Below are 26117 nucleotides of genomic sequence, written 5' to 3' on the forward strand. Positions count from 1 at the left end.
CCCGGATTGCTTCATTCCATCCCGGGCTACGCGGTCAGTTCAAGTCTCGTGTCGTGTCATCGAAAAGCTCATCGACGCTGAAGCGTCGCGGGATCAGTCCCTGCTGTACAGAGTATTCGATGATCGTCTCCAATGCCTTGCGATTGGCTTCGACGCCGAACGGCACCAGGTCGGGAGCGCTCCGTAGACCGGCAGTCGCCTTGCTTTCGGTGAGCAGCCGATAGACTTCCCTAACGATGTCCGGCCGTGATTTCGCCAACGCTTCCGTGACGACGACAAGATGGTTCACCGGAACGATGCCGTGCCGTTGAGACCACCGCTGCGCCTCCGCTACGGGATCCGCGAACAGCGGCTTGAGCCGCGGATCGGTTGAGGTCTCACCGAGCGCGGCGTCGATTTCGCCGTCGAGCAGCATCTGGATGATCGTCTTGCCCGCGGGCGCCCTCTCCGTCGAATCTCTGTACTCCGCAACGTGCGGATCCTCGAACGTGATCCAGCGAATGCTGTTAAGATCGACGCCGTGATCGTTGGCAAGGATCCCTCGCACCCAGGCGCCGGTTGTCGTGGTGAAGGAGCGAATCCCGACCCGCTTGCCCGCAAGGTCTGACGGCGTGAGCTGGCCACGCTCGCCGTTGTAGAGCGCAGAGGCATGCTGGAACCGGCCGAGCATCACGGCCGGCAGCAAGACCAGCGGCTTGCCATGAGCTTTCGCCATCAGATAGGTGACGATGGCCATCTCGCAGACGTCGAACTTTTGCTCGCGCACCATCGGCTTGAATGCCTTGTTGGTGGGCGCATAGTCGATGAATTCGAAATCGACGAGATCGGACCCGAGCCGGCCGTCCTTTAACGGTTTGACGTGCGCGTAGTCGCCGAGCACGGTTCGAAGATGGGCCTTGGTCATGGCTTCAACTTCACTTCAGAATCTCCTCGACCGTCGGAAACAGCCGCTGATACGCCTCACCATAGGTCATCGGCACGCCGGTATTCCGACTGCCCTGAATACCGCGGTTCAACGCGACCCGCTCGTAATAGCCCCAAAGGTGCTTTTGCGCGGCGAGTATCTTGAACGCCTCATACTTCTGCTCCCACACCTCATCGATCTTCAGGATCAGGTTCGGCCGGAAGTTGCACATCTCGGGCTGGTGCGGCTCGAACAGGAACACGGGGGGCGCGGCGTACTGATATTTGGCGTCAGGCTTATGACCCATCGCCTGCGCGACCACCCGCGTCTGCTGCGCAAAATGCGCCGCATCAGGATGGTCGAAATTGTACGGATCCTCAAGCGCATGCGTCAGCACGAAGCTCGGATTGAGTTCGCGATAAATATCGACCATGCGATCGAAATGGGCCTCGTTGAGCTTGAGCGGATAGTCGCCGCAATCGAAGAACTCAATTTCGGCACCGAGCAGCTTCGCCGCCCGTTCAGCCTCGTCCCGGCGTCCGGCCTTCACACTTGATAGCGACGCTCCGGCCTCCTTCCATGCGAACTGGCTTTCGCCGCGCTCGCCGAAGGAAAGGCAGACGATCCTGACGCGGTAGCCCTTCTTCGCATGCAGCGCGATCGCCCCGCCGGCGCGCCAGACGAAATCGCCGGGATGCGCGGTCACTACCAGTCCCGTCTTTGTCAGCTCGGCCATTGTAGTCCCTCTCCTTCTCCGCGTGACGTCCCCCTCGGGGTCGCGCCTGTCATTTCAGAAATCGTAGAGCTGTGCCGGATTATCGACGAGCAGCAGATGTTGCGTCCTGGCATCCGGCGCGATCAAAGGAACGAGATCGACCAGATCGCCATCGTTCGGCATCACCTTGACGTTCGGATGCGGCCAGTCAGTACCCCACACGACCCGCTCGGGCGCAGTCTCGACGATCTGGCGGGCGAACGGTACGGCGTCGTGGAACGGCGGCCCGCTCGTCGACACGCGCTCGCATCCGCAGACCTTCACCCAGCATTTTTCGTCCCGTTGCATCAGTGCGATCAAGGTCTTGAAAGATAGCTGGTCGAACCCGTCGGAGGCCCTCACCCGCCCCATATGATCGATCGTGTATCGCACCGGAAGATGACTCAGCATATCCGCATAGTCCGGAAGGTCGACGGCGTCGAAGTGCAGGTCGACGTGCCAGCCGAGCGGCGCGATCATCGCGATCACGCGGTCGAATACCTCTTTGTCAGGTACGCCGCCGAGATGCCGAACGAAATTGAAGCGACAGCCCCTGAAACCGCCGTCATGAAGTTCGCCTAACTGCCGTTCGGTAATCGTGTCGTCGATATTGGCGACGGCACGATAGCGGCCGCCGCTGACAGCGATCGCATCGAGCGCGACACGGTTGTCGGTGCCGTGCACGCTGGCGTTGACGATCACCGCCCGGCCGACACCGAGCTTTTCATGCAGCGCGATGAAGCTCTCCAGCGGGGCGTCGGGCGGCGTGTACGGCCGGTTTGGTGCGTACGGATATTTAGCGCCGGGACCGAAGATGTGGCAGTGCGCGTCACAGGCGAGCGGCGGCAGCCGGAAGCTGGGGGTCCTGGTATGCGGATCGGGCCCCGGGATCGTCGGTGTGAACATCGTGCTGCTGCTTCCCACACTGTCGGCATCGTCTCCCGCGAAAGCGGGACCGGTGTCCCAGAGCGTCAACTTTCATCACAGACGCTGAAGAATACTGGATGCCTGCTTTCGCGGGCATGACGACACGCCACTCATTCACGCTTTCGCTGTTTGTTTTCTCAGAGGCTCCGGCCGATCGACGGGAGGCGCCTGAAGTGCCGCGACGGTCGCCCGCACAAGTTGCTCGATCGCTTCCGGAGCATCCGTGCCGTCCGCGCGCCCTCGCGACAGGCGCGAGACGCGTTCGGGCGTCACGAGCGCGTAGTAGAGTGCGCCGAGCAGAAAATGACTGCGCCAGACGATCTCCGTCCGCGGCAGATGCGGCAGGCTGTCGTGAATCGCGTCGATGAAGGCGTGGCTGGTGTCGTCGAAGGTCTGAGCGATGATGCGATCGACAACTTCGTTGCCCTCGGCCGATAGGATCGCGCGCAGCCGCGTGAACCGTGCGCCTCCGCCTGCAAGATCACTGCCGGATGAAAACGCAGGCAGGACATAGGCACGGACAATCGCCTCGAGCCGATCCTGCAGGTCGCGCACGCGCCTTGCCGCGGCGAGCAACTCGGAGCGCCTGCGGTTGATCGGCCCGCAGTGGCGCCGGTAGATCTCGAGCAGCAGGCCATCCTTGCTCTTGAAATGATAGGTCAGGCTGCCCGGATTGGCGCCGGCCTCGTCGGCGATGTCGCGGATCGAGACAGCGTTGAAGCCGTGCGTGGAAAACAGGCTTTCAGCGGCGGTGAGAATGGCCTCTCTCATGTTTGGATTTCGCGCCAACGCAGCCTCCAACTTGCTTTTGTACATTTGGACAAATAGCATGGTCATGTCAACAATGAGCGGTTTGGACTCGTGTAATCGATCCGGGCATGAGTGATGTCCGATCGCAAAGCGAATGAGGAAACGGCATGCGATTTCAGCGTCGACAGTTTTTGCGTCTGACAGCGGGAGCCGCGTCTCTGCCTGCTCTTGCGCGCGCAGCATGGGCGCAAAGCTATCCGACCCGGACGATCACGCTGGTCGTGCCGTTCCCCGCCGGCGGCGGCGTCGATACGATGGCCCGGGTCGTGGCGGAGCGGCTGTCGATCGCGCTCAAGCACAGCGTCGTCGTCGACAATCGCGCCGGCGCCGGTGGGACGCTTGGAACGCGCGCCGTCGCCAAGGCCGAGCCGGATGGCTACACGTTGCTGCTCGGACACACCGGCACCATGTCGATCAATCCGTCGCTCTATGCGAACGCAGGCTATGATCCGCGCAAGGACTTTGCACCGATCGGCCTGATTGCGTCGATGCCGGTGGTTCTCATCGCCAATCCGACATTTCCGGCAAAGACGGTTGCCGACGTGATCGCCCTCGCCAAAAAGGATCCCACCAAGGTCAACCTCGGGACAGCGCCAGTTGGCACCGGCGGTTATCTCACCGCGGAGTATTTCAAGTCAGCGGCGGGATTGGACGTGCAGATCGTTCCCTATCGAGGCACCGCTCCCTTGATCAACGACCTCGTCGGTGGGCACGTGCCGGTCTCGTTCGGAGTGCTTCCGCCGGCTATGGGCAACATCCAGGCCGGCACGCTGCGCGCAATCGCGGTGACCGGGACGAAACGCTTCAGTCTCCTGCCCGACGTACCGACCGCCGATGAGTCCGGCCTGCCAGGCTTCGATTCAGTTCTGCATTACGGACTGCTGGCGCCGGCCCGCACGCCGCCCGCCATCATCACCCTCCTCAATGAAGAGCTCCGGAAGCTCGTCGCACAGGACAGCGTCAAGCAACGCATCCAGAACGAGGGTGGCGATCCTTTGACCTCGTCGCCCGAGGAGTACGCCAAGGATATCGATCAGGAAGAACGCAAGTGGTCGGCCCTGATCAAGAAGCTGAACTTGAAGGTTGAATGAAGCGCCGATTGTCAATGGCGGCGTGATAGCAGCGCTTACGAAACGATCTCCGTCATCACGACCTTCGACCCCTCGAGGAAGCCCCGGACGGCATCGCGCACGATGTCGTCGAGATCACTCGGCGTCGGCGTATCGTAGACGAAGCGGCGGATCGCCAAATAGAAAATGCGGCCGTGCAGGCCCCAGAACATTTCAGTTTCCCGCTCAGACAGCGGCACCTCGTCGCTGGAGGGCAGCTTCAGTTCGTGGCGCAGTTCGCAGCATGCCGGCTCGACGATCTCCTTGCGGATGATGTCGAGATAGCGCTTGTTGATGTCGAATGACTTCAGGCCTGAGAATACGAAGATCCGGACCCAGTCGTATTCGAATACGCGCTCGACATATTCCAGATAAAACTGCGACAGGCGCGTTTGCAGCGGCAGCGACCTGTCGCGAATCAGCGAACCCCACGAAGGCGCCCAACGGCTGAGATAGACCTCCTGGTACACGCGCTCGATCAGCGCCTCCTTGCTCGGGAAATGCCGATAGATCACCGAGTGGGTGATCCCCATGCGCTTCGCAAGCTCGCGCGTTTGTCCGCCAAACCCCTGTTCAGCAAAGAATCGGACCGCTTCGTCTAAAATAAAGCGCTCGCGCTCGGACGCGCGCATGTTGCGCCGCCGTGGCTTTGCGACTGTCTTTGCTGCCTTTTTCGCCAATCTGCGCCTCGAATCCGGATCTGCCTCGTGCCGACGGTTCATACCTCAATCCAAAAAAGTGACCAAATGGTCGTTTTTTATTGACGGCTGTTTTGCAGCGGTCTAGCTTTTCGACCAGATGGTCACAAATCTGGACCGGCGAATCGTGGGGAGGTTTCTGTCTTGAAGGCGCGAGCATTCAGCTACGCCCGCCCCTCAACTGTCGAGGAGGCGCTCGAAACCTTCGCCAGCGCCGGCGACGAAGCGAGCTACATCGCCGGCGGACAAAGCCTCGTTCCCGCCCTCGCCTTGCGCCTGCAGGCGCCGCAGCTGCTGATCGATATCGCCCATATTCCCGCACTTCGCGGCATTGCACGGCGCGAGAACTGGCTGCGGATCGGCGCACTGACGCGGCATTGCGAAGTGCTCACAGATCCGAACATCGCCCGCTACGCGCCGCTGCTGCGCGAGGCGGCGCCACATGTGGCGCATCCGGCGATCCGCAACCGCGGCACGCTGGGCGGCAGCGTGGCGCTCGCCGATCCTGCATCCGAGTTTCCGGCGATGATGCTCGCAATGGGAGCCGAGCTTGAAATCGCAGGACCTCAAGGAACGCGTCGTGTCGCCGCCGACGACTACTTCATCGACCTGTTTCAGACCGCGATCGAGCCCGGCGAGTTGCTGATCGCAATCCACGTGCCGGCAGTTGGGCCTCACCACCGGTGGGCGTTTGACGAACTGGCGCGCCGGCGAGGCGACTACGCGATCATTGGATGCGGAATGCTCGGCCGGTTCGCCGGCGATCGGATCGACGAAATCCGGGTCGCTTTCTTCTCGGTCGGAAATACGCCGGTACGTGCCCGGCACGTGGAAACGGCCCTCACCGGAGGTCGCCTCGGTCCGGACAGCGTCGCCGAAGCGCAGGCCTCGCTCGCGGCCGACCTTTCGCCTCCCGACGACGAACATACGCCTGCTGCCATGCGGCTCCACCTGGCGCGTGTCCTGATGGGACGCCTGCTCGGACGAATGATGGTGACCGGATGAACGAAGCCGTAAACATCCGCGTCACGGTCAACGGCGAAGTGCGGTCGCACAGTGTCGCGCCGCGCGAGACGCTCGCCGACTTCTTGCGCAATGCTCTCGAACTCACCGGCACCCATACCGGCTGCGAGATGGGCGCGTGTGGCGCCTGTCTCGTGCTCCTCGACGGCCAGATCGTGCATTCATGCCTGATATTCGCAGTGCAAGCTGACGGTGCGGTGGTCGAAACCATCGAGGGCCTGGCGCAACGCAAGGCCATCGCCGAACTTCAGGAGGCGTTCCATCAACGCAACGCCCTGCAATGCGGCTTCTGCACCCCAGGCGTCCTGATGACGGCGTATGGCGTGCTCGCGCGGCCCGGCGTCCCTTCACGCAACGAAATCCGTGATGCGCTGTCGGGAAACTACTGCCGCTGCACCGGCTATGAGGCGATCGTCGATGCCATCGAGACCGCTGCGCGCCGCCGTGCGGAGGCTGCCGCCGAACCGGAGCCGGAGACCGCGCCATGAACGCGCCCCTCTCCTTCCTCGACCGGCCGAACTCCTATATCGGCCGCTCGGTGCCGCGCCCCAATGCAAAGCGGCTTCTCAACGGCCAGGGACGATACGTCACCGATATCGTGCTGCCGCGCATGCTGCATGCCGCATTCACGCGCAGTCCGCATGCCCATGCACGCATTGTATCGATCGATGTCAGTGCTGCCCGACAAATGCCTGGTGTGCGGCTGGTCGCCACTGGCGAGGACTTCGCACGGATCTGCAAACCCTGGGTCGGCACTCTCGATCACTTCAAGGGGATGAAATCGCCGCCACAATGGCCACTGCCGATCGACAAGGTCGTATGGTCAGGACAGGCGATGGTCGCAATCGTCGCTGATACGCGGGCGATGGCCGAGGATGCAACCGAGGCCGTCCAGGTCGAGTACGAAGAGCTTCCCGCCGTTGTCGATATCGACGCTGCCCGCAGCACCGGCTCGCCCGTCATTACGCCCGAGTTCGGCGACAACGTCTGCTTCCGCGGCGTCCTCGATACCGGCGGTGTTGATGACGCCTTTGCAAGCGCCTGCCACATCATCGAAGAGGAATTCCGTTTCGCGCGGCACACCGCCGTGACGCTCGAACCTCGCGCGATCGTCGCCGACTACGATCCGAACGAGCCGCGTCTGACGGTGCATCATGCGACTCAGACGCCGTATCAGTTCCAGGATCTCTATTCGCGTCACTACGGCATTGCCGAAGCCTCCGTGCGGGTGGTCGCCCCGGACATCGGCGGTTCGTTCGGCATGAAACTCCACGTCTACCACGAAGACATGGCGGTGGTCGGCCTCAGCATGATGCTGGGCCGTCCGGTCAAGTATGTCGCCGACCGCATCGAATCGTTCGTCTCCGACATTCACGCGCGCGATCACCGCGTCCGCGCCCGCATGGCAATCGACGCTATGGGAACCATACTCGCGATCGACGTCGACGACGTCACCGGCATCGGCGCATTTTCGGCCTATCCGCGCACCAGCGCGATCGAAGGCAATCAGGTAATCCGCCTGATCGGTGCCCCCTATCGGCTGAAGAACTACCGCGCAGGCCTGCAGGTCGTGTTTCAGAACAAGGTGCAGATGAGCCAGTACCGCGCGGTCGGCCATCCGATTGCGTGCACGGTCACCGAGCGCCTGGTCGATCTTGCGGCGAACAAGGCCGGCCTCGACGCCTTCGAGGTTCGTGCGCGCAACCTGATACGTGACGATGCGTATCCATGCGAGTCGCCGACCGGCTACAGGTTCGAAGCGTTGTCGCACGAGGTCTGCCTCGCGAAGCTGCGGACCATGATGGACTACGATTCCCTCCGCTCCGAACAGCGCGAGCTTCGCAACCGCGGCATCCACCGGGGAATCGGCATTGCGACGTTTGTCGAGATCAGCAATCCAAGCCCGGCCTTCTACGGCGTCGGCGGTGCGCGGATCTCGTCACAGGACGGCGCGATCGTAAGCATTACGCCCTCCGGCGACGTCCGTTGCCTGATCTCGGTGACCGAACAGGGCCAGGGAACCGAGACGGTGATCGGTCAGATCGTTGCCGAGCACCTGGGCGTCGACCGTGATCGCGTGAAGGTCATCACCGGTGACACCGAGGTCACGCCACACGGCGGCGCCACCTGGGCGTGTCGCGGCGCCGGCATCGGGGGTGAGACCGCGCTGCAGGCGGCGAACAAGCTGAAGGCCAATGTGCTGTCTGTGGCGAGCGCCATCCTGCAGGACCACGCCGGCAAGCTGGATATTCGCAACGGCTGGATCGTCGATGCCAGCACCGAGCAGCAACGCATCGAACTCGCCGAGATCGCGCGGCTTGCATACTTCCGTTCCGATACCCTGCCCCCCGGAACGCAGGCGCAACTCTCGGTCGCGCATCATTATGCGCCGCAAGGCTACCCATTCGCCTTCACCAACGGCATTCAGGGATGCCATGTCGAGCTCGATGCCGAAACCGGCTTCGTCAGGATCCTGAAGCACTGGGTCGTGGAGGATTGCGGGCGCATCATCAATCCGCTGCTGGTCGACGAGCAGGTGCGCGGCGGCGTGGTACAGGGCCTCGGCGCGGCGTTCTTCGAAGAGTGCGTTTACAGCGAGACCGGCCAGCTGACCAACGGATCGCTCGCAGACTATCTCGTGCCGATGGCATTCGAGATGCCGGACATCGAAATCGGCCACGTCGAAACGCCGACATTGGACACCCAACTGGGGGCAAAAGGCTGCGGCGAAGCCGGCACCGCCGCGGCTTCGGCGGCGGCGCTCAATGCGGTGAACGATGCAATGGCTCCGTTCGGCGCGACGATCTCGCAATTGCCGATGACGCCGGCGCGAGTTCTGAAGGCGTTGGGACACATCTAGCAAACCGACAAACAAGCCAACTCATGGAGGAAACGATGACAGAGGGTTCGCGAAACATTACCCGACAAAAACTTTCCCGTCGCAGCGTGCTGGCGGGGTTCGGCGCCGGTGCGAGCTACCTGGCAATGCCGTGGGTTGCTCGCGCCCAGGACGAAATCATCCGCATTGGCTTCCCGACACCATTGACTGGCCCGTTTGCCGCTGAAGCAAGAGACCAAGTCAAGTGTGCCGCGCTCGCGGTCAAACAGTTCAACGACAAGGGTGGCATCAACGGCCGCAAAGTCGAGCTGCTGGTGCGGGACGACAAGCTCAACGGCGGCGAAGCCGCAACGCGCACGCTGGAGCTGATCGAAAAGGACAAGGTGCACGCGATCGTTGGTGCGCTGTCCAGCGCGGTGCAGCTCGCCGTCAACGAGGTGACCCGCGCGCGCGGCATCATCTACGTCTCGATCAGCCAGTCCGATACCATCAACGAGGTCAAGGACTTCAGCAAGTACACGTTCCACGAGGCGCTCAATCCGCATATGACCACCGCAGCCGTGGCCCGCCACAGCTTCAAGAAGGGCAACAAGGTCGCCCATCTCGTCGCCGACTATGCCTACGGTCACGAGATGCTCCGTGGCTTCAAGCGCGCACAGGCCCAGATCGGCGCCGAAACCGTCGGTGAAATCCTGCATCCATTCGGCGCCGCCGACTATTCGACCTTCATGCCGCGGCTGCGCTCGATGCGCCCTGGCATTCTCTGCATCAGCAACTTCGGCCGCGATCAAGCCAATTCGATCAAGCAGGCGGTCGATTTCGGCATGAAGCAGCAGATGAAGATCGTCGTCCCCGTGCTCTTGCATAACCAGCGCCTGGCGGTCGGACCGGATGTCTACGAAGGCGTGGTCGGCGGCGCCAACTATTACTGGGGACTGGAGAGCGGAAATCCGTCGGCCAAGGCCTTCAACGATGCCTACCGCGACGGCAATCGCAACGCGATTCCGACTGACTACGGCGCCTACGGCTACACCGGGGTTTCCTCGCTCCTTCTGGCGATGCAGGCCGCCGGCGGAACCGACACCGAGAAGGTGATCACGGCCCTCGAAGACCTGAAGTACGACGTGGCCAAAGGCCCGCAGCAGTACCGCAAATGCGATCACCAGTCGGTTCAGTCGGTGCTCGTCCTTGAATCAAAGAAGGCCGCCAGCATGAAGAGCGAGGTCGATCTGTTCGACATCGTCGCCAACGAGCCGGCATCCACCGACTTGCTGCGAAGCTGCTCCGAACTAGGCTTCCCGGCATAACCCCATCGAGCCCGTCATGGATACAGAACTGATCCTGATGCAACTCTTCTCAGGAGTTGCTCTCGGAGCGATCCTCGTCATCACCGCGCTCGGCTTGTCGATCATCTTCGGCATGCTCGGCGTGGTGAACTTCGCGCACGGCGCCCTGTTCATGGTGGGGGCCTATGCCGGATTATGGGTCGCATCCCTGACGGGCAGCTTTTGGTGGGGGCTGCTCGTGGCGCCGATCATGATCGGCGCGTTCGGAATGATCATTGAGTTCGTACTGGTGCGTCCATTGTACGGGCGATCGATCGACGATCCGCTTCTGCTCACTTTCGGCCTGGGCTACGTGCTGGTCGAAGCGGTGCGGATTATCTTCGGCAGCGACGGCATTCCCTTCCCCACGCCGCCCCAGCTGATCGGGGTCGTCGACCTGGGCGTCGGCTTCTTTCCGATCTACCGGTTGTTCGTGATCGGCCTTGTCATCCTCGTTCTGCTCTTGCTCTGGCTCGGCCTGGAGAAGACCCGGTTTGGTCTGATCGTTCGCGCAGGAGCGCGCGATCCCACCATCATGCGTGTGCTGGGAGTGGATATCGGCAAAGTCTGGCTGGTCGTGTTCGGCCTCGGCGTCGGCCTTGCCGCATTGGGCGGTGTTCTTGCGGGACCCATGCGCAGCGTAAATCCGGAAATGGGCTCGCTGGTGCTGGCGGAAGCCTTCGTCGTAACGGTGATCGGCGGCCTCGGCTCGCTGCTGGGCTCGATCGTCGCCGGGCTCCTGGTCGGCATAGCTATCAGCATGACCGCGCTATTCGCACCCGAGATGGCGACGATCGTCATGTTCGCGCTGATGGCCGTCGTTCTTCTGATCAGGCCTCAGGGCCTGTTCGGCAAACTCGCATGACGGAGTGAAAGCATGTCATCTCCGGCCCTTGCCGCACCGGCAACCGCAAGCGAACGCAAGCCATCCAGTGTTACGGCAGCGCTCGCAGCCTATCGCGTGCCGCTTTCAATTCTCGCGCTATGCCTGTTGCCCTGGCTGCTGCCGTCAAAGGCGCTGGCAGTCAATGTTTTGGTCTACGGCGTCGTGGCCGTCGGCTACAATCTCCTGTTTGGATATACCGGGCTCCTGTCGTTCGGTCATGCCGCGTTCTTCGGCGCCGGCGCCTACATCACCGGCATCGCGATCGGCCAATTCGGCGTGCCGTGGCTCGTCGCAGTCTTCCTTGGCATCCTTGGCGGAGGCGCTCTCGCCTTCATCATCGGCGGACTGACCACGCGAACCCGCGGCATTTACTTTTCGATGGTGACGCTGGCGTTAGCGCAGCTCGTCTACTACGTGGCGCTGCAAGCATCGTCCTGGACAGGCGGCGAGAACGGCCTGCGCGGCTTCACCGTCGACAAGATCAACCTGTTTGGCACGACCATCAATTTCCTCGATCCGATCAACAAGTACTACGTGCTGATGATGTTCGCAGCGCTGGCGCTCTGGGCAGTCTCGCGCATCCTGAATTCACCGTTTGGGGCGGCCATCGAGGCCATTCGCGAGAACGAGCGGCGCGCCCGTACCTGCGGGTATGATGTCGAGAAGACGAAGCTCTTGGCCTTCACGCTGTCAGGTCTCATCTGCGCGCTCGCCGGCACGATGTCCGCATTGCATCTGGCCTTCGTGCCGCTCGACGTCCTGCACTACCACACCTCCGGCATGATCGTGATGATGACGCTGCTGGGCGGCGCCCGCAGCTTCTTCGGCCCATTCGTCGGCGCCCTGGCCTTCCTCCTGATGGAGGACGTGTTCTCGCTGTGGACCTCGCATTGGCAGATCATCGTCGGCTCCATCTTCATCCTGTTCGTGCTCTTCCTGCCGAGAGGCCTTTGGGGCACCTTTCTGGAAAAGGCCGTCCGATGACCGCGCCGCTGCTTGCAGTCGAGAATGTCGGACGCAGGTTCGGCGGCTTCGTCGCCCTGGAGGGCGTCACGGCAGCGTTTCAGCCCGGAAAGGTGACGTCGATTATCGGGCCGAACGGTGCAGGCAAGAGTACGTTCTTCAACGTTCTCTCAGGCGTGCTCACCCCGTCGAGCGGATCGGTCCGTTTCAAGGGCAAGGACCTGGCGGGCGTGCGCCAGCACGAGTTTGTGCATCTCGGCATCGCCCGCTCCTACCAGATCACCAACATCTTCCCGGAGCTCAGCGCACATGAAAACGTGCGGGTCGCTGCCCAGGCCGGCCGGGCGCGCTACAACATCTGGACCAACCGGAAGCGGTTCTCCGAGCTGGACGACAAAGCGGATGCTGCGCTTGTGGCGGTCGGTCTCGCGGCCAAGCGCACTGAGACTGCCAAGTTTCTGGCGCACGGCCAGCAGCGCGCGCTCGAGATCGCGATTGCGCTGACCTCCGATCCGCAAGTGCTGCTGCTCGACGAGCCGACGGCAGGCATGGGCCCGGAAGAAACGCGGGACATGGTTGCGTTGCTGGAGAAACTGGCGAGCGAACGCACAATCCTGCTCGTCGAGCACAAGATGAAGATGATCCTCGGCCTCAGCGACCGGATTCTCGTGTTGCACCACGGGCGGCTGATCGCCGACGGCTCGCCGCGCGACATTCAGACGGATTCCGAGGTTCGTCGCGTCTACCTGGGACAGAACGATGGCTATGCTTGAAACCAAGGATCTGCACGCCTGGTATGGCCCGAGCCATATTCTCCATGGCGTATCGATTTCGGTCGGCGAAGGCGAGGCCGTGGCCCTTGTCGGTCGGAATGGCGCGGGAAAGACCACCACGATCCGGTCGATCATGGGGCTGATGCCGAAGACGACGGGCACTCTGTGCTTCGCCGGCACCGACCTCATGTCCATGCGTGCGCATGACCGATACCGTCTTGGTCTGGCCTATGTGCCGGAAGAGCGACGGATCGTGCCCGGCCTCACCGTACGGGAAAACCTGCAGCTTGGTCTTGTTGCGGGGCGCGGCGACATCAGCGAAAGCGCCGCGATCGACGAAATTGCCGAGAGCTTTCCCCGTCTCAAGGAGCGGCTGGGCCAGGAAGCTGTGACGATGTCAGGCGGCGAGCAGCAGATGCTCGCCATCGCTCGCGCCATGATCGGCAGGCCGAAAATGATCCTGCTCGACGAACCTTCCGAAGGCATCATGCCGGTGCTTGTCGAGGAGATGGGCGCGCTGTTTCGCCGCTTGCGCACGCAAGGCGTCACGCTGCTGCTGGTGGAACAGAACGTCGAATGGGCGCTGCGCCTCGCCGACCGCGCCGTCATCATCGACCAGGGCGAGGTCGTCTACGAAAGCAGCTCGGCAGCGCTGCTGGCCGACAAGGCCATCCAGGAGCGCTACTGCGCGGTTTGAGCATCTCAAGAGATTTCGGTGATCCCATGCAAATGAACGACAGCCAGCGCGTGCCAGCATCGCGAGAGCAGGTCTGGGCCGCTCTGAATAATCCGGACGTGCTGCGCCAATGCATTCCCGGTTGTCAAAGCCTCGAGATGTTGTCGCCGACCGACATGACCGCAACGGTGGTCATCAAGGTCGGCCCTGTGAAGGCCACCTTCGGCGGCAAGGTGACCTTAAGCGATATCGATCCTCCAAACGGCTACCGGATCGTCGGAGAAGGATCAGGCGGAGTCGCAGGCTTTGCCAAGGGTGGAGCGACTGTCCGTCTCGAAGCCGTCGGAGAGCAGGAAACAATCCTTCATTATGAAGTCAACTCGCAGATCGGCGGCAAGCTGGCGCAGCTCGGTGCGCGATTGATCGACTCCACGGCAAAGAAACTGGCGGGTGAATTCTTCACCCGCTTCGGTGCAGTGATCTCCAGCGAGACCGGCTCCGTATGAATCCAACGAACTCCAGAAGGAGCATCCGATGACCTCAGCGATCAGACACTACATCAACGGGAAGCTTGTCGCCGGCAACGGTGAGCGCACATCAGCCGTGTTCAATCCCGCGACCGGCGAGCAGAGCAGCACGGTCACGCTCGCGTCACTGGCTGATGTGAACCAGGCGGTTGCCGCGGCACGCACGGCCAGTGGACGCTGGGGCGAAACACCCGCCCTGCTCCGCGCGCGTATTCTCAACCGCTTCTTGCGCATTGCCGAAGACCGGATCGAGGAGCTTGCCGCTCTGATCACCTCCGAGCACGGCAAGACGCTGTCCGACGCCAAGGGCGAAATTCAGCGCGGCCTGGAAGTCGTCGAGTTCGCGACCGGCGCGCCTCAGCTTCTGAAGGGCGAAGTCAGCGAGAACGTCGGAACGCGCGTCGACAGCTTCGCGGTTCGTCAACCGCTGGGCGTCGTCGCCGGCATCACTCCGTTCAACTTTCCAGCGATGGTGCCGATGTGGATGTTCCCGGTGGCGCTGGCGTGCGGCAACACGTTCATCCTGAAGCCCTCCGAGCGCGACCCGTCCGCATCCCTCCTGATCGCCCAGTGGCTCACCGAGGCCGGACTGCCCGAGGGGGTCTTCAATGTCGTCCAGGGCGACAAGGAAGCAGTCGATGCGCTGCTTTCGCATCCCGACGTCGAGGCGATCAGCTTCGTCGGGTCGACGCCGATTGCCCGCTATATCTATGCGACGGCGACCAGCAGCGGCAAACGCTGCCAGGCGCTGGGCGGCGCCAAGAACCACATGGTCGTCATGCCGGATGCCGACCTCGATCAGGCGGTCGATGCGCTGATGGGTGCAGCCTATGGATCGGCCGGCGAGCGTTGCATGGCGATCTCGGTCGCGGTGCCCGTCGGCGAGAAGACGGCCGACGCCCTGATCTCGAAGCTCGAGCCGAAAATTCGCGCCCTCAAGATCGGTTCGGGCCTCAATGTGGACTCGGAGATGGGGCCGCTGATCACCAAACAGCATCTGGACAAGGTGCGCGCCTACATCGATTCCGGCGTCGCAGAAGGGGCAAAGCTCGTCATTGACGGTCGGGATTTCCGGTCGAATGGAGGCGGATATTTCATCGGCGGATCGTTGTTCGACCACGTCACCACCGACATGAAGATTTACAAGGAAGAGATCTTCGGCCCGGTGCTGGCGATCGTCCGCTCGCCCGACTACGCGACCGCGGCGCGTATGATCAACGATCATGAGTTCGGTAACGGCACGGCCATCTTCACCCGCAATGGCGATGTGGCCCGCGAATTCGCCCATCGCATCCGCGTCGGCATGGTCGGCGTCAACGTCCCAATTCCCGTGCCGATGGCCTTCAACTCCTTCGGCGGCTGGAAGGCGTCGTTGTTCGGCGACCACCACATGCACGGACCTGAAGGCGTCCGCTTTTACACACGGCTGAAGACCGTCACCAGCCGCTGGCCAACCAGCATCGCGCAGGGCGCCGAGTTCGTCATGCCGACCATGAGGTGATGCCGGCCGGGAAATCCGGTCCCTCGTTCTGGAGCAACAGGTGGCGGAATGCCGGCCGGCCGGTTCCGCCGACGGCTTGCCGACATCTGTTATATTTTTTGCTCTGCGGCACGATTTTGCCTTAACCTGACAACGTCGCCGGCAACGTCCGGCACGACACCCGTGCGAACGCTTCATCGCAGCACGGGCGTTAAAAAAAACAGGGAGGCAACAGCGATGAGAAGCAGATTTGCGCAATTGGCGATCGTCTCGGCGATCACGCTCGCCGTGTCGGCCACAGCCGCGCTTGCGCAGAAGAAATACGATAGCGGCGCCTCCGACACCGAGATCAAGATCGGCCAGACCGCGCCGTTCTCCGGCCCGGCGTCCGCCTACGCGACGATTGCCAAGGCACAAGCCGCCTATGTAAAGATGATCAACGATCAGGGCGGCGTGAACGGCCGCAAGATCAACCTCATCCAATATGACGACGCCTATTCGCCACCGAAAACCGTCGAACAGATCCGCAGGCTCGTTGAAGGGGACGAAGTATTGCTGACGTTCCAGGTGCTCGGCACGCCCTCGAACGCCGCGGTTCAGAAGTATCTCAACCAGAAGAAGGTGCCGCAGCTGCTCGCCAGTACCGGCGCCGATCGCTTCAGCGATCACGTCAACTATCCCTGGACCATAGGCTACAACCCTTCGTACCAGACCGAAGGGCGCATCTACGCGCAATACATTCTGGCGAACCATCCGGATGCCAAGATCGCGATCCTGTTCCAGAACGACGACCTCGGCCGCGACTACATCACCGGGTTGAAGGCGGGCCTCGGCGACAAGGCCAAGACGATGATCGTCGCCGAGGCCTCCTACGAGCTGACCGACCCGACCATCGACTCGCAGATGGTCAAACTCAAGAACTCCGGCGCCAACCTGCTCTACAACATGTCGACCCCGAAATTCGCGGCCCAGGCCATCAAGAAGCTTGCAGAAATGGCCTGGAAGCCGGTCCACATCCTCGACATCAACGCCAGCGGCGTGGCCGAGGTGATGAGGCCGGCCGGGCTCGAGAACTCGAAGGACATCATCAGCGTCAACTACGGCAAGGACATGTACGACCCACAGTGGCAGAACGATGAGGGCATGAAGCGGTTCTGGGCCTTCATGGACAAGTACTATGAAGGCGGCGACCGCATGTCGAGCTTCAACGGCTACGGCTATTCAACGTCGCAGCTGCTGATTGAGATCCTCAAGCGCTGCGGCGACAACCTCACGCGTGAGAACGTGATGAAACAGGCCACCAGCTTGAAGGACGTGGTGCTCGATCTGGCGCTGCCCGGCATCAAGATCAGCAGCTCCCCCACCGACTATCGCCTCAACAAGCAGCTGCAGATGATGAAGTTCGACGGCGAACGCTGGGTTCTCTTCGGCCCGATCATCGACGCCGGCAAGAACGGCACCTGAAGCGCTTCACCCTCCCCCCGCTCGCGAAGCGTGCGGTGGGGAGGGTGAGACCTCGCAGAGATCATATGCAATAGCATCCGCTCGCGAAGGGGCGAGCAGAGCGCGCTAGTCGATGACGCGCCCGAACCTGTTCGACTTTGGAAAGCCCTTCGGCGGCAGCCGCCCGGCATCGGCGCGATTGCCGCGCCATTCGGCCAGCTCCTTGATCGTCGCCGAGAACTCGCGCCCTGCCGAGTCACGCCAGGTCAGGCCGTCGCTTGCGGCAAACGTGGCAATGTCCGACAGCCCGCCGTCCTTATACTTCTGCAGCCGCACGCCCCTGCCCCGCGCCATCTCCGGCACCTGGTCGAGCGGGAACAGGATCATCTTCCGGTTCTCACCGATCGCAGCGACGGTATCGCCCGAAACCAGCGTGACCGCGCGCGCTTCGTTCGGCGGCGTGACGTTCAGCACCTGCTTGCCCTTGCGGGTATTGCCGACGCAATCGTCCTCGTTGACGATAAAGCCCTGCCCGTCGCGGCTGGCGACCAGGAACTTACGGCCGCCCTTGTTGACGAACAGCGACACGATGTCGGCGTCCTGCTCCATGTCGATGAACAGGCGGATCGGCTCGCCATGGCCGCGCCCACCCGGCAGCTTCGAGGCGTCGAGCGTGTAGAACTTGCCGTTGGTGGAGAAGAGAAGCAGCTTCGACGTCGTCTCTGCGAAGAAGGCAAAGCCGAGCTTGTCATCGGTCTTGAAGGCGAGACCTGACAGGTCCGCCACCTGCCCCTTCAGCGTCCGCACCCAGCCCTTCTCGGAAACCACAACCGTGATCGGCTCGCGCTCGACCAGTGCCTCCTCGATCGCCGCCAGATCGTGCTCCGGCGCATCGGCGAATTGCGTGCGGCGCTTGCCGAGCGGCGTCTTCGGGCCGAAGGTGTCACGCACCTTCTTGATCTCCTCAGCGACGCGCTTCCACTGTTCGGTCTCTGAAGCCAGCAGCGCCTTGATGCCCTTCAGCTCGGTCCGCAAATCCTTGTCCTCGGTGCGGATCTCCATTTCCTCGAGCTTGCGCAGGCTGCGCAGGCGCATGTTGAGGATGGCGTCGGCCTGAACCTCCGTCAGTTTGAAGGTCTTGATCAGCATCGGCTTGGGCTCATCCTCGGTGCGGATGATCTTGATGACCTTGTCGAGGTTCAGATAGGCGATCAGGTAGCCGCCGAGCACCTCGAGCCGGCTTTCGATCTGCCCCTCGCGAAAGCGCGAGCGGCGAATCAGCACCTCGCGACGATGGTCGACCCATTCGCGCAGGACTTCGGCGAGGCCGACTACCTTCGGAACGCGCCCCTTGATCAGCACGTTCATGTTTAAGGAGATGCGGCTTTCGAGCTCCGTCAGCTTGAACAGCGACTCCATCATCAGTTCGGGGTCGACGTTGCGCGATTTCGGCTCGATGACGATGCGCACATCTTCCGCGGACTCGTCGCGGATGTCGGCCACCATATGCAGCTTCTTGTCGTTGAGAAGATCCGCGATGCGCTCGATCAGCCGCGACTTCTGCACCAGCCAGGGAATCTCGGTGACGACGACGACCCAGGTGCCGCGGGCGCCCTCTTCCTGTTTCCACTTGGCGCGCACGCGGAATGCGCCACGCCCGGTCGTATAGGCTTCCGCAATGGATTCATGCGAATCGACGACGATGCCGCCGGTCGGAAAGTCCGGCCCCTTCACGTATTTCAGAAGGCTGCGCGACTTCGCCTGGGGCTTGTCGATCAGATGCAGCGCCGCGTCGCAAAGCTCGGCGGCGTTGTGCGGCGGGATTGCGGTCGCCATGCCGACAGCAATGCCCTGCGCGCCGTTCGCCAGCAGGTTAGGAAATGCGCCGGGAAGAACCGCGGGCTCTTTCGTGGTCCCGTCGTAGTTCGGGCGGAAATCGACCGCGTCCTCGTCGATGCCGTCGAGCAGGAGCCGCGCGACCTCGGTGAGCCGCGCCTCGGTGTAGCGATAGGCGGCCGGATTGTCGCCGTCGATGTTGCCGAAGTTGCCCTGGCCGTCCACCAGCGGATAGCGCGAGGCGAAATCCTGCGCGAGACGCACCAGTGCGTCATAGATGGACTGGTCGCCGTGCGGATGGAATCCGCCCATCACGTCGCCGACGATCTTCGCCGATTTCTTGAACGTTGCGCCGGGATCGAGTCGCAGCAGGCGCATGCCATAGAGGATGCGCCGGTGTACCGGCTTCAGACCGTCGCGCGCGTCGGGGAGCGCACGGTGCATGATGGTCGACAGCGCATAGGCGAGATAACGCTCTTCCAGCGCCTCGCGCAGCGGGACCTCGTGAACTTCCGGCGGCTCCGGGGGAATCAATGTCTTGCCCATGGCGCCGAATTAACCCTAAGGCGCGCCATGAACAAGGAATGAATGAGTCCGCCATCACTTGCGCGCATTTTTGCGAGCAATTGCAAGGGCCCCGCCGCAACCTGAGCGGCGGCCGTTGAATGTGGAGGACCGTACGAATGCGTCGTTTGATGTTTGCAGCCGCCGTGGCATTGGCGGGAACACTAGCCGGCGGCAGCGCCCAGGCCCTGCCCGGCGCACCGGTTCCCGGCGCCGTTGCGCAGGAAGGTCTCGCGCAAAACGTGAGGCTGGTCTGCCGTCCGGTCTGGAACGGCTGGCGCTGGGTCCAGCAATGCTACCACACGGGCCCGCGCTTTCATCACCACCATCGCCACCACTGGCGGCACCACCACCATCGGCGCCACCATCACCATCATCACCACCACCGGCGTCATCACTGGCACTAGCAAGTGCTTGCATGGGCGGGTCGCGATCGCGGCCCGCCCATGCCGCTGCCGCGCTCTCCCCGCGCCGAGCCTAATGACGGGGTATCTCGGCCTCCCAGCCGTCGTATTCGCCGCCAACATCGGCGGCCAGCGTCTCCATCAATCGCCGAAGGGAGACGATCAACTCCTCGGACAGGACGACCACGTGGCCTGCAAGAACGAGCCACTTCACGCTGCCCGCACTCAGGCCCTGTTCGACCTCAAACCCGCGGCGCGCGAGTTCGTCCGCAATCGCGGCGGCAATTTCCTTCGTCGGCGCGTAGAGATAGTGCTGCACGGCATGAGGCGTGGTCAGATCTGCCAGCGCCGCCGCCTCTTCGATCGCACGCCCGTCGATGGTGCTCGTCATAGTGGCGTCTCAGCTGGGGGCCAATTGTAACAGTGACGTCATGGACCGACAGCGAGGTTGCCGCAGCGATTGCGATGTGGTCAAGCGACCACCCTCCGCCGCCGCAGGACCGAAGCAATAAATCCATCACGCGCGTCCGAGTGCCTTTGTCCACGCGGTTCCAGCACGTGACGCAACAGGAACATGCCGGTCAGCATGAAGGCGTCGCGCAGGTCATCGTCGCTTGGTGGACCACCCGTCCCCACCTCTTCGCGCAGGAATGCCGGCAGCCGCAACAGCTTGTCGCGCCAGGGCTCGCCCGCGCTGCGCGAGACCGCGTTGCCGGACTTCGGCGACACATAGACGAGATCCTCGGTCGCGCCGGTTGCCGCGCAGGTCGAAAGATCAAGGCCGAAGCCAAGCTCGGTCAGCATCGCAAGCTCAAACTGCGCAACGTGGACGGCTGCGTGCCGCACGTCGTCAAAGTCGCCTAGAGCGCCCTCGAGCATCTCGTAGATGTTCTCATGCGGATCGCGCTCCGGCAGAAGACGGGCGAGCGACGCCAGATGCGTCACGCCATAGACAGCATGCGACGAGGTCAACACGCCGGCGGCGCGCAGCGTCAGCCCCTCCAGGGCGTAGGTGCCGAGCTGCTCGTCGAGCCGCGCGCGCCACACCGCCCGCACCGTGTTGCCGGGCTGCAGCACCGGCCGCATCCGCGCACTGGTCCCGCCGCGCACCAGACCGAGATGCCGGCCATGCTCGCGCGTCAGTAACTCGGCGATGACGCTGCCCTCGCCATGCCGCCGCACGCCCAGAATAATGCCGTCGTCAGTCCATTCCATCGGGGGCCGGTATTGCGCCAATTGGTCAAGGGGTGAGATTAAACCGAAACGGCGAGACCGTCATGGCCGGAGACAGTGATCGAATTGCCGTCACCCCGGGCTCCGCAAAGCGTCATTCGATGCGCCAATTGACGTATCCATCTGCCATACTAGGTTATGCTGGCGGTTCACGAAGGGGCTGGGCGTGCTTTCTAAACTCAAGGATCTGGCCGCAGGCGCGATGAAAAGCGTCAGCGGACAGTTCGCGACCGCCGCCGGCGCAATCGCCGATCTCGCCGCTAGTCTTGCCAATCGCGCGGCGGCGGCCGCTGATCTAGGCCGCATTCTCGATATCATTGACATGGTTCCGGGCGTGAATTTCGACAAACCGGAGCTCGATGCCGACTATCTCAATACGTTGCTGATTGCGGTGCAGATGGGCGAGCTTACGCTGGCCATACATTACCGGCAGCAAACCGAAGCCAGCGTGGTGCGCCTGCATTCCATCGCAACGGACGAGGCCAATGCGCTAACCGCCTCGGACAACAAATTTTCCTCGAAGACCCTGATCACCGGTGACGGCGACAAACCCGCCATCCAGATGCTGATGAACGCCGAGCATTTGGCGAAAAATTACCGGCACGTTTCCGCCGATACGCTGATCAACGCATTGGCCTTCCCGATCGAGAATGTCAAAGGCGGCTTCCTCATCGCCAAACCGTTTCGTGCGATCGCGCGACCAATCGCCGGCTGGCTGCTCAACATTATTTTCGACCAGGGCGAAAACCTGCACCGGCGCTTCCTTGGCAATCGCGGCGAACATCAACCCCAGCTACCTTCGCCGCCTGCGGACACGGAACGGGCCGATGCGGCGCGCACCTCAAGAATGTTGGAAGACGACCAAGTTGATAAGCCGCGTGTGGACATGCAGTAAATGCGCGTAGCCTATCGGCACTGATGGCGCGAACGGCGAATGACGGATGGAGTTTCATTCTCCATTGCGCTACTCGCCATTCGCCACAGTAACGCCGCCTCACTCCTTCGGAAATTCCAGTCCCATCTCGCGGTAGCGGTCGGGGTCGTCGCCCCAGTTTTCGCGGACCTTCACGAACAGGAACAGGTGCACCGGGTGGCCGACGATTTCGGCGAGTTCGGCTCGCGCGTCGGCGCCGATCGCCTTGATCGTTGCGCCGGCCTTGCCGAGCACGATCTTCCGCTGGCTCTCGCGCTCCACATAGATCGTCTGCTCGATCCGCACCGAGCCATCCTTGCGCTCGGTGTAGGCTTCCGTCTCCACCGTCGACTGATACGGCAGCTCCTGATGCAGCTTGCGGTAGATCTTCTCGCGGGTGATCTCGGCTGCAAGATGCCGCATCGGTGCGTCCGACATCTGGTCTTCCGGGTAGAGAAACGGTCCCTCCGGCACAGCTTGGGCCAGCGCCGACCGCAGGTCCGCGACGCCGTCGCCGGAAATCGCCGCGATCATGAACGTCGCCTGGAAGGCGAGCCGCTCATTGGCGCGCTGCGCCAGGGCGAGCAGCGTGTCGCGCGCCACCGTGTCGATCTTGTTGATCACCAGGAATTTCGGTTGCTTCACCTGGGCCAGCCTGTCGAAGACCGCTTCCGCTTCCTCGTCGATACCCTTTCGCGCATCGAGCAGGAGGCAGACGAGATCGGCGTCATGCGCGCCGCTCCAGGCCGTCGTCACCATGGCGCGGTCGAGGCGCCGCTTCGGCGCAAAGATGCCGGGCGTATCGACCAGGATGAGCTGCGACCTGTCCTCGATGACGATGCCGCGGATCAGCGCGCGCGTGGTCTGCACCTTCTTCGAGACAATCGTCACCTTCGAGCCGACCAGCGCATTGACCAGCGTCGATTTGCCGACATTCGGCGCGCCGATCAGCGCCACGAAGCCGCAGCGTGTGCCGCCTCCGGCCTCAACCATCGGTGTTGATGCCCGGCACGCCCTCGCGCCTCAGAAACGCCAGCGCAGCGGCCTTTTCTGCGGCGCGCTTGCTGCTGCCGAGGCCTTCGGCGGCATCCATGCCCGGCAATTCCACGGCCACGCGGAATTTCGGATCATGATGCGGTCCCGTCCGCTCCACCTCGCGGTAGGTCGGCGTCGGCAAGCCCTTGCCCTGCGCCCACTCCTGCAGGACGGTTTTCGCATCGCGCAGCGCCCGCATCGGCTTGCGCAGCCGGTCACCCCATGCGCGCTCGATCATCTTGGCCGCGGCCGGATAGCCGCCGTCGAGGAAGACCGCGCCGATCACTGCCTCGCAGATATCGCCAAGCACCGAACGGCGCAGCCGCTCGCTCGCATCGCCTGCGCCGACTGCTCCGAGCTTGACCGCCTCGAGCAGGCCCATGCCTTCGGCGACCTGCGCGCATGTTTCACGGCGCACGAGATCGGACAGGCGCTTCGACAGCTCGCCCTCGTCGGCGTTCGGATAGGCGCGAAACAGCATGTCCGAGACGACAAGGCCCAGCACATGGTCCCCTAGGAATTCGAGGCGCTGGTAGCTGCCCGACCGCTCGGCGGGATTCCGCAAGGCCGACACATGCGTCAGCGCCGTCGTCAGCAGCGCCGGATTGGCGAAGACGTGACCGATCTGCTCCTCGACCGCCTTCGCCTTCCGGCGCAGGTTCTTCTTCCGGTTCTTCGACTTGGCGGTCTTCTTGCTGGGGGCCTTGACGGGCTTCGCCGGCGCTGCCTCGTGCCCGCCCTCCGTCTCAACCGACTTCTTGGCCACACGGGGCGTGCGTGCTCGCGTCGGGCTCTTTTCGCCCGCAGCGATATCGCCCGGCAGTTCGTCGTTCATCGCACGATGGTGAACAGCCGATTCCAGCGCACGGCAAACGGCCAGCGCCAGACTTGCCACGCCTGTTCACCCTCGGCGATGGAGAAGAAGATCAGCTGCGCCCGACCAATCAGGTTCTCGGACGGCACATAGCCGACCGCCGACAGCACGCGGCTGTCGGTGGAGTTGTCGCGATTATCGCCCATCATGAAGAAATGGCCGGCGGGAACGACATATTCGATGGTGTTGTCGTAGAAGCCGTTGTCGACGCAATCGAGCGCCTCATAGCTCACGCCGTTCGGCAGCGTCTCCTTCCAGCGCTTCACGCGGGAGATCGCATCCGAGCCGCACGGATCCTCGCCGATGAAGTCTGGCATCCGCTCGCGCGGCACCGCGCGGCCGTTGATGTGCAGTACGCCGTCGCGCATCTGCACGCGGTCGCCCGGCAGGCCGATCACCCGCTTGATGTAATCGGTCGAGTCGTCCTTCGGCAGGCGGAACACGACGATGTCGCCGCGATTGGGGTCAGAGCCGAAGATCCGGCCCGAGAACAGCGGTGGCGAGAACGGGATCGAATAATGGCTGTAGCCGTAGGAGTATTTCGAGACGAACAGGTAATCGCCGACCAGGAGCGTCGCCTTCATCGAGCCGGACGGAATGTTGAACGGCTGGAACAGGAAGGTTCGGATCACCAGCGCAATAATCAGCGCATGAACAACGACGCGAATCGTTTCACCGATGCCGCTTTCGGATTTGGCCCCAGACGTCACGCTCATCTCTATTCCATTGCCGGTCGGAAGCGGCTCGAAGCACCCCGCGCACTCATAGACGGTTGCGCCGGGCGGCGCAATCAAAGGGCGGCGGAAAACACTCCAATCGCTTGAAAATACTGAAAGATTCGATCGCTCGCGCGGTGGATGACGGTCGTCCCGGCGATGCGGCGACTCAGGGGAACGAACGCTTAAGTGTCAGCCTTGCCTGCGACCGTCGCCGAAATTATGACGAAAGCTTGGGCAAGCGGCCAATCATCGGTGATCGAGAGGTCAATTTGCGCAATATGGCCCGGCGGCGTCAGCTTTTTTAGCCGTTCCAGCGCCCCGCCGGTCAGGGCCATGGAGGGCTTGCCGCCCCTTAAGTTGACCACCCCCATGTCGCGCCACCAGACGCCCTGGCGTATGCCGGTGCCCAGCGCCTTCGAACAGGCCTCCTTGGCGGCGAAACGTTTGGCATAGGTTGCGACATAGTTCCGGGCATTGGCCGAGCGGCGCTCGGCCTTCGCCCGTTCCTGATCGGTGAAGATGCGACCGAGGAAGCGCTCGCCGTGCCGCGCGATCACTTTTTCGACACGACGGATATCGATCAGGTCGGAGCCGATGCCGATAATCATGGGGTTCGCTCAAGAGCGGCGCGGCCGCGGTCCATCGCCGCGCGCATGTCGCGAACGGTCTGCGCAAGGCCGACGAACACCGCTTCGCCCATCATGAAGTGACCGATGTTCAATTCGACGATCTCCGGCAGCGACGCGATCTTTTCCGCGGTCTCATAGTCGAGCCCGTGCCCGGCATGGACTTCCAACCCTGCGGATTTCGCGAGCGTCGCGCCGGCGACGATCCGCCGCCACTCGGCTTCGGCCCGCGCCTCTTCGCCCGCAGCGACCGCCTCGCACCAGGCGCCGACGTGGATTTCGATCACTGGCGCGCCGGCCCGTGCCGCCGCCTCGATCTGTGCGGGATCGGCGCTGATGAACAGCGACACCCGGACGCCGGCGTCCTTGAACCTCGCGATCACCGGCACCAGCGCATTGTGCTGACCGAGAACGTCGAGACCGCCCTCCGTCGTGATCTCCTGTCGGCGCTCCGGCACGAGGCACACCGCGTGCGGCTTCGTCTTCAGCGCGATGGCGACCATCTCATCGGTCACCGCCATCTCGAAGTTCAAAGGCTTGGAGATGGCGGCCTTGAGCCGCGCCATGTCGTCGTCGCGGATATGCCGGCGATCCTCTCGCAGATGCGCGGTGATGCCGTCGGCGCCCGCCTCGATTGCGAGCAGCGCCGCGCGCACGGGATCGGGCTTGTCGATGGCGCGCGCGTTGCGCAACGTTGCGACATGATCGACGTTGACTCCGAGGCGGAGCGGCAGAACTGGCGGCATCGAAATTTCCACTCGTTAGCTTTCCGCGCA

At 62.8% G+C, this 26117-nt stretch carries 27 protein-coding genes; 13 read left to right on the plus strand and 14 right to left on the minus strand.

All coding sequences use genetic code 11. The features are described 5' to 3' along the window. Positions 1 to 34 precede the first annotated feature (34 nt). From RCO31_RS00440 to RCO31_RS00455, 4 genes are all read right to left on the minus strand, one after another. The gene (locus RCO31_RS00440) at positions 35 to 904 is read right to left on the minus strand and encodes a hypothetical protein (RefSeq protein WP_308966194.1); all 870 of its coding nucleotides are present in this window, start codon (positions 902 to 904) and stop codon (positions 35 to 37) included. A 10-nt stretch (positions 905 to 914) separates the two neighbouring features. After that, the gene (locus RCO31_RS00445; RefSeq protein ID WP_308966195.1) at positions 915 to 1640 is read right to left on the minus strand and encodes a PIG-L deacetylase family protein; all 726 of its coding nucleotides are present in this window, start codon (positions 1638 to 1640) and stop codon (positions 915 to 917) included. Between the two features lie 54 nt (positions 1641 to 1694). Beyond that, positions 1695 to 2564: an amidohydrolase family protein gene (locus RCO31_RS00450; protein ID WP_308966196.1), complete on the minus strand. Its 870-nt coding sequence runs from the start codon at positions 2562 to 2564 to the stop codon at positions 1695 to 1697. A 135-nt stretch (positions 2565 to 2699) separates the two neighbouring features. Next, entirely contained in the window at positions 2700 to 3356 is a 657-nt protein-coding gene (locus RCO31_RS00455; RefSeq protein ID WP_374991399.1) for a TetR/AcrR family transcriptional regulator, read from the minus strand. Between the two features lie 146 nt (positions 3357 to 3502). Here RCO31_RS00455 and RCO31_RS00460 point away from each other — a divergent pair, with 146 nt between their 5' ends. Then, entirely contained in the window at positions 3503 to 4486 is a 984-nt protein-coding gene (locus tag RCO31_RS00460; protein WP_308966197.1) for a tripartite tricarboxylate transporter substrate binding protein, read from the plus strand. Between the two features lie 35 nt (positions 4487 to 4521). On the opposite strand, the gene RCO31_RS00465 is transcribed toward RCO31_RS00460, so the two are convergent. Beyond that, complete coding sequence (locus RCO31_RS00465) at positions 4522 to 5136, minus strand: TetR/AcrR family transcriptional regulator (RefSeq protein ID WP_308966198.1); 615 nt, start codon at positions 5134 to 5136, stop codon at positions 4522 to 4524. A gap of 210 nt (positions 5137 to 5346) precedes the next feature. On the opposite strand from RCO31_RS00465, the gene RCO31_RS00470 reads away from it, so the two are divergent. From RCO31_RS00470 to RCO31_RS00520, 11 genes are all read left to right on the plus strand, one after another. Next, positions 5347 to 6207: a xanthine dehydrogenase family protein subunit M gene (locus RCO31_RS00470; protein WP_308966199.1), complete on the plus strand. Its 861-nt coding sequence runs from the start codon at positions 5347 to 5349 to the stop codon at positions 6205 to 6207. Further along, a complete protein-coding gene (locus RCO31_RS00475; RefSeq protein WP_308966200.1) occupies positions 6204 to 6713 on the plus strand; it encodes a 2Fe-2S iron-sulfur cluster-binding protein in 510 nt (169 codons plus the stop codon). Before RCO31_RS00470 ends, RCO31_RS00475 begins: the two co-directional genes overlap by 4 nt. Next, positions 6710 to 9085 (plus strand): xanthine dehydrogenase family protein molybdopterin-binding subunit, encoded by a 2376-nt coding sequence (locus tag RCO31_RS00480; RefSeq protein WP_308966201.1) that lies wholly within the window; start codon positions 6710 to 6712, stop codon positions 9083 to 9085. The genes RCO31_RS00475 and RCO31_RS00480 overlap by 4 nt, the downstream gene beginning before the upstream one ends. A 35-nt stretch (positions 9086 to 9120) precedes the next feature. Continuing rightward, complete coding sequence (locus RCO31_RS00485; protein WP_308966202.1) at positions 9121 to 10371, plus strand: ABC transporter substrate-binding protein; 1251 nt, start codon at positions 9121 to 9123, stop codon at positions 10369 to 10371. 16 nt (positions 10372 to 10387) lie between these two features. After that, positions 10388 to 11254, plus strand: coding sequence for a branched-chain amino acid ABC transporter permease (locus tag RCO31_RS00490; protein WP_308966203.1), 867 nt, complete (start codon positions 10388 to 10390; stop codon positions 11252 to 11254). 12 nt (positions 11255 to 11266) lie between these two features. Continuing rightward, on the plus strand, positions 11267 to 12259 hold the full coding sequence (locus tag RCO31_RS00495) for a branched-chain amino acid ABC transporter permease (RefSeq protein ID WP_308966204.1): 993 nt from the start codon (positions 11267 to 11269) through the stop codon (positions 12257 to 12259). Further along, complete coding sequence (locus RCO31_RS00500; RefSeq protein WP_308966205.1) at positions 12256 to 13011, plus strand: ABC transporter ATP-binding protein; 756 nt, start codon at positions 12256 to 12258, stop codon at positions 13009 to 13011. The genes RCO31_RS00495 and RCO31_RS00500 overlap by 4 nt, the downstream gene beginning before the upstream one ends. Then, entirely contained in the window at positions 13004 to 13708 is a 705-nt protein-coding gene (locus tag RCO31_RS00505; protein WP_308966379.1) for an ABC transporter ATP-binding protein, read from the plus strand. The genes RCO31_RS00500 and RCO31_RS00505 overlap by 8 nt, the downstream gene beginning before the upstream one ends. 32 nt (positions 13709 to 13740) lie before the next feature. Then, complete coding sequence (locus RCO31_RS00510; RefSeq protein ID WP_308966206.1) at positions 13741 to 14193, plus strand: carbon monoxide dehydrogenase subunit G; 453 nt, start codon at positions 13741 to 13743, stop codon at positions 14191 to 14193. A gap of 28 nt (positions 14194 to 14221) precedes the next feature. Continuing rightward, positions 14222 to 15715, plus strand: coding sequence for a CoA-acylating methylmalonate-semialdehyde dehydrogenase (locus tag RCO31_RS00515; protein WP_308966207.1), 1494 nt, complete (start codon positions 14222 to 14224; stop codon positions 15713 to 15715). Positions 15716 to 15931: 216 nt separating this feature from the next. Continuing rightward, positions 15932 to 17158 carry an ABC transporter substrate-binding protein gene (locus RCO31_RS00520; protein ID WP_308966208.1) on the plus strand — a complete coding sequence of 409 codons (1227 nt, stop codon included), beginning with the start codon at positions 15932 to 15934 and terminating at the stop codon, positions 17156 to 17158. Positions 17159 to 17263: 105 nt separating this feature from the next. Here the strand turns inward: RCO31_RS00520 and parC are convergent, their stop codons facing one another. From parC to recO, 4 genes are all read right to left on the minus strand, one after another. Then, complete coding sequence (gene parC, locus RCO31_RS00525; protein WP_308966209.1) at positions 17264 to 19519, minus strand: DNA topoisomerase IV subunit A; 2256 nt, start codon at positions 19517 to 19519, stop codon at positions 17264 to 17266. Between the two features lie 182 nt (positions 19520 to 19701). Next, positions 19702 to 19947: a hypothetical protein gene (locus tag RCO31_RS00530; RefSeq protein WP_308966210.1), complete on the minus strand. Its 246-nt coding sequence runs from the start codon at positions 19945 to 19947 to the stop codon at positions 19702 to 19704. A 67-nt stretch (positions 19948 to 20014) separates the two neighbouring features. Further along, the gene (locus tag RCO31_RS00535; protein WP_308966211.1) at positions 20015 to 20332 is read right to left on the minus strand and encodes a ribonuclease E inhibitor RraB; all 318 of its coding nucleotides are present in this window, start codon (positions 20330 to 20332) and stop codon (positions 20015 to 20017) included. Positions 20333 to 20412: 80 nt separating this feature from the next. Further along, positions 20413 to 21156, minus strand: a complete 744-nt coding sequence (gene recO / locus RCO31_RS00540) for a DNA repair protein RecO (RefSeq protein ID WP_308966212.1) — start codon at positions 21154 to 21156, stop codon at positions 20413 to 20415. Between the two features lie 184 nt (positions 21157 to 21340). On the opposite strand from recO, the gene RCO31_RS00545 reads away from it, so the two are divergent. Beyond that, positions 21341 to 22069 carry a hypothetical protein gene (locus tag RCO31_RS00545; RefSeq protein WP_308966213.1) on the plus strand — a complete coding sequence of 243 codons (729 nt, stop codon included), beginning with the start codon at positions 21341 to 21343 and terminating at the stop codon, positions 22067 to 22069. 99 nt (positions 22070 to 22168) lie between these two features. Here RCO31_RS00545 and era read toward each other — a convergent pair whose 3' ends face one another. The 5 genes from era to RCO31_RS00570 all read right to left on the minus strand — a co-directional run bounded on the left by era (position 22169) and on the right by RCO31_RS00570 (position 26087). Continuing rightward, positions 22169 to 23080: a GTPase Era gene (gene era / locus RCO31_RS00550; RefSeq protein ID WP_308966214.1), complete on the minus strand. Its 912-nt coding sequence runs from the start codon at positions 23078 to 23080 to the stop codon at positions 22169 to 22171. Then, positions 23073 to 23957 (minus strand): ribonuclease III, encoded by an 885-nt coding sequence (rnc, locus tag RCO31_RS00555; RefSeq protein WP_308966215.1) that lies wholly within the window; start codon positions 23955 to 23957, stop codon positions 23073 to 23075. Before rnc ends, era begins: the two co-directional genes overlap by 8 nt. Continuing rightward, positions 23954 to 24712, minus strand: coding sequence for a signal peptidase I (gene lepB, locus RCO31_RS00560; protein ID WP_308966216.1), 759 nt, complete (start codon positions 24710 to 24712; stop codon positions 23954 to 23956). Before lepB ends, rnc begins: the two co-directional genes overlap by 4 nt. Before the next feature lie 185 nt (positions 24713 to 24897). Continuing rightward, positions 24898 to 25323: a holo-ACP synthase gene (gene acpS, locus RCO31_RS00565; RefSeq protein ID WP_308966217.1), complete on the minus strand. Its 426-nt coding sequence runs from the start codon at positions 25321 to 25323 to the stop codon at positions 24898 to 24900. Next, positions 25320 to 26087 (minus strand): pyridoxine 5'-phosphate synthase, encoded by a 768-nt coding sequence (locus RCO31_RS00570; RefSeq protein ID WP_308966218.1) that lies wholly within the window; start codon positions 26085 to 26087, stop codon positions 25320 to 25322. Before RCO31_RS00570 ends, acpS begins: the two co-directional genes overlap by 4 nt. Positions 26088 to 26117 lie beyond the last annotated feature (30 nt).

The sequence above is a fragment of the Bradyrhizobium sp. LHD-71 genome (assembly GCF_031157255.1).
GTDB lineage: Bacteria > Pseudomonadota > Alphaproteobacteria > Rhizobiales > Xanthobacteraceae > P52-10.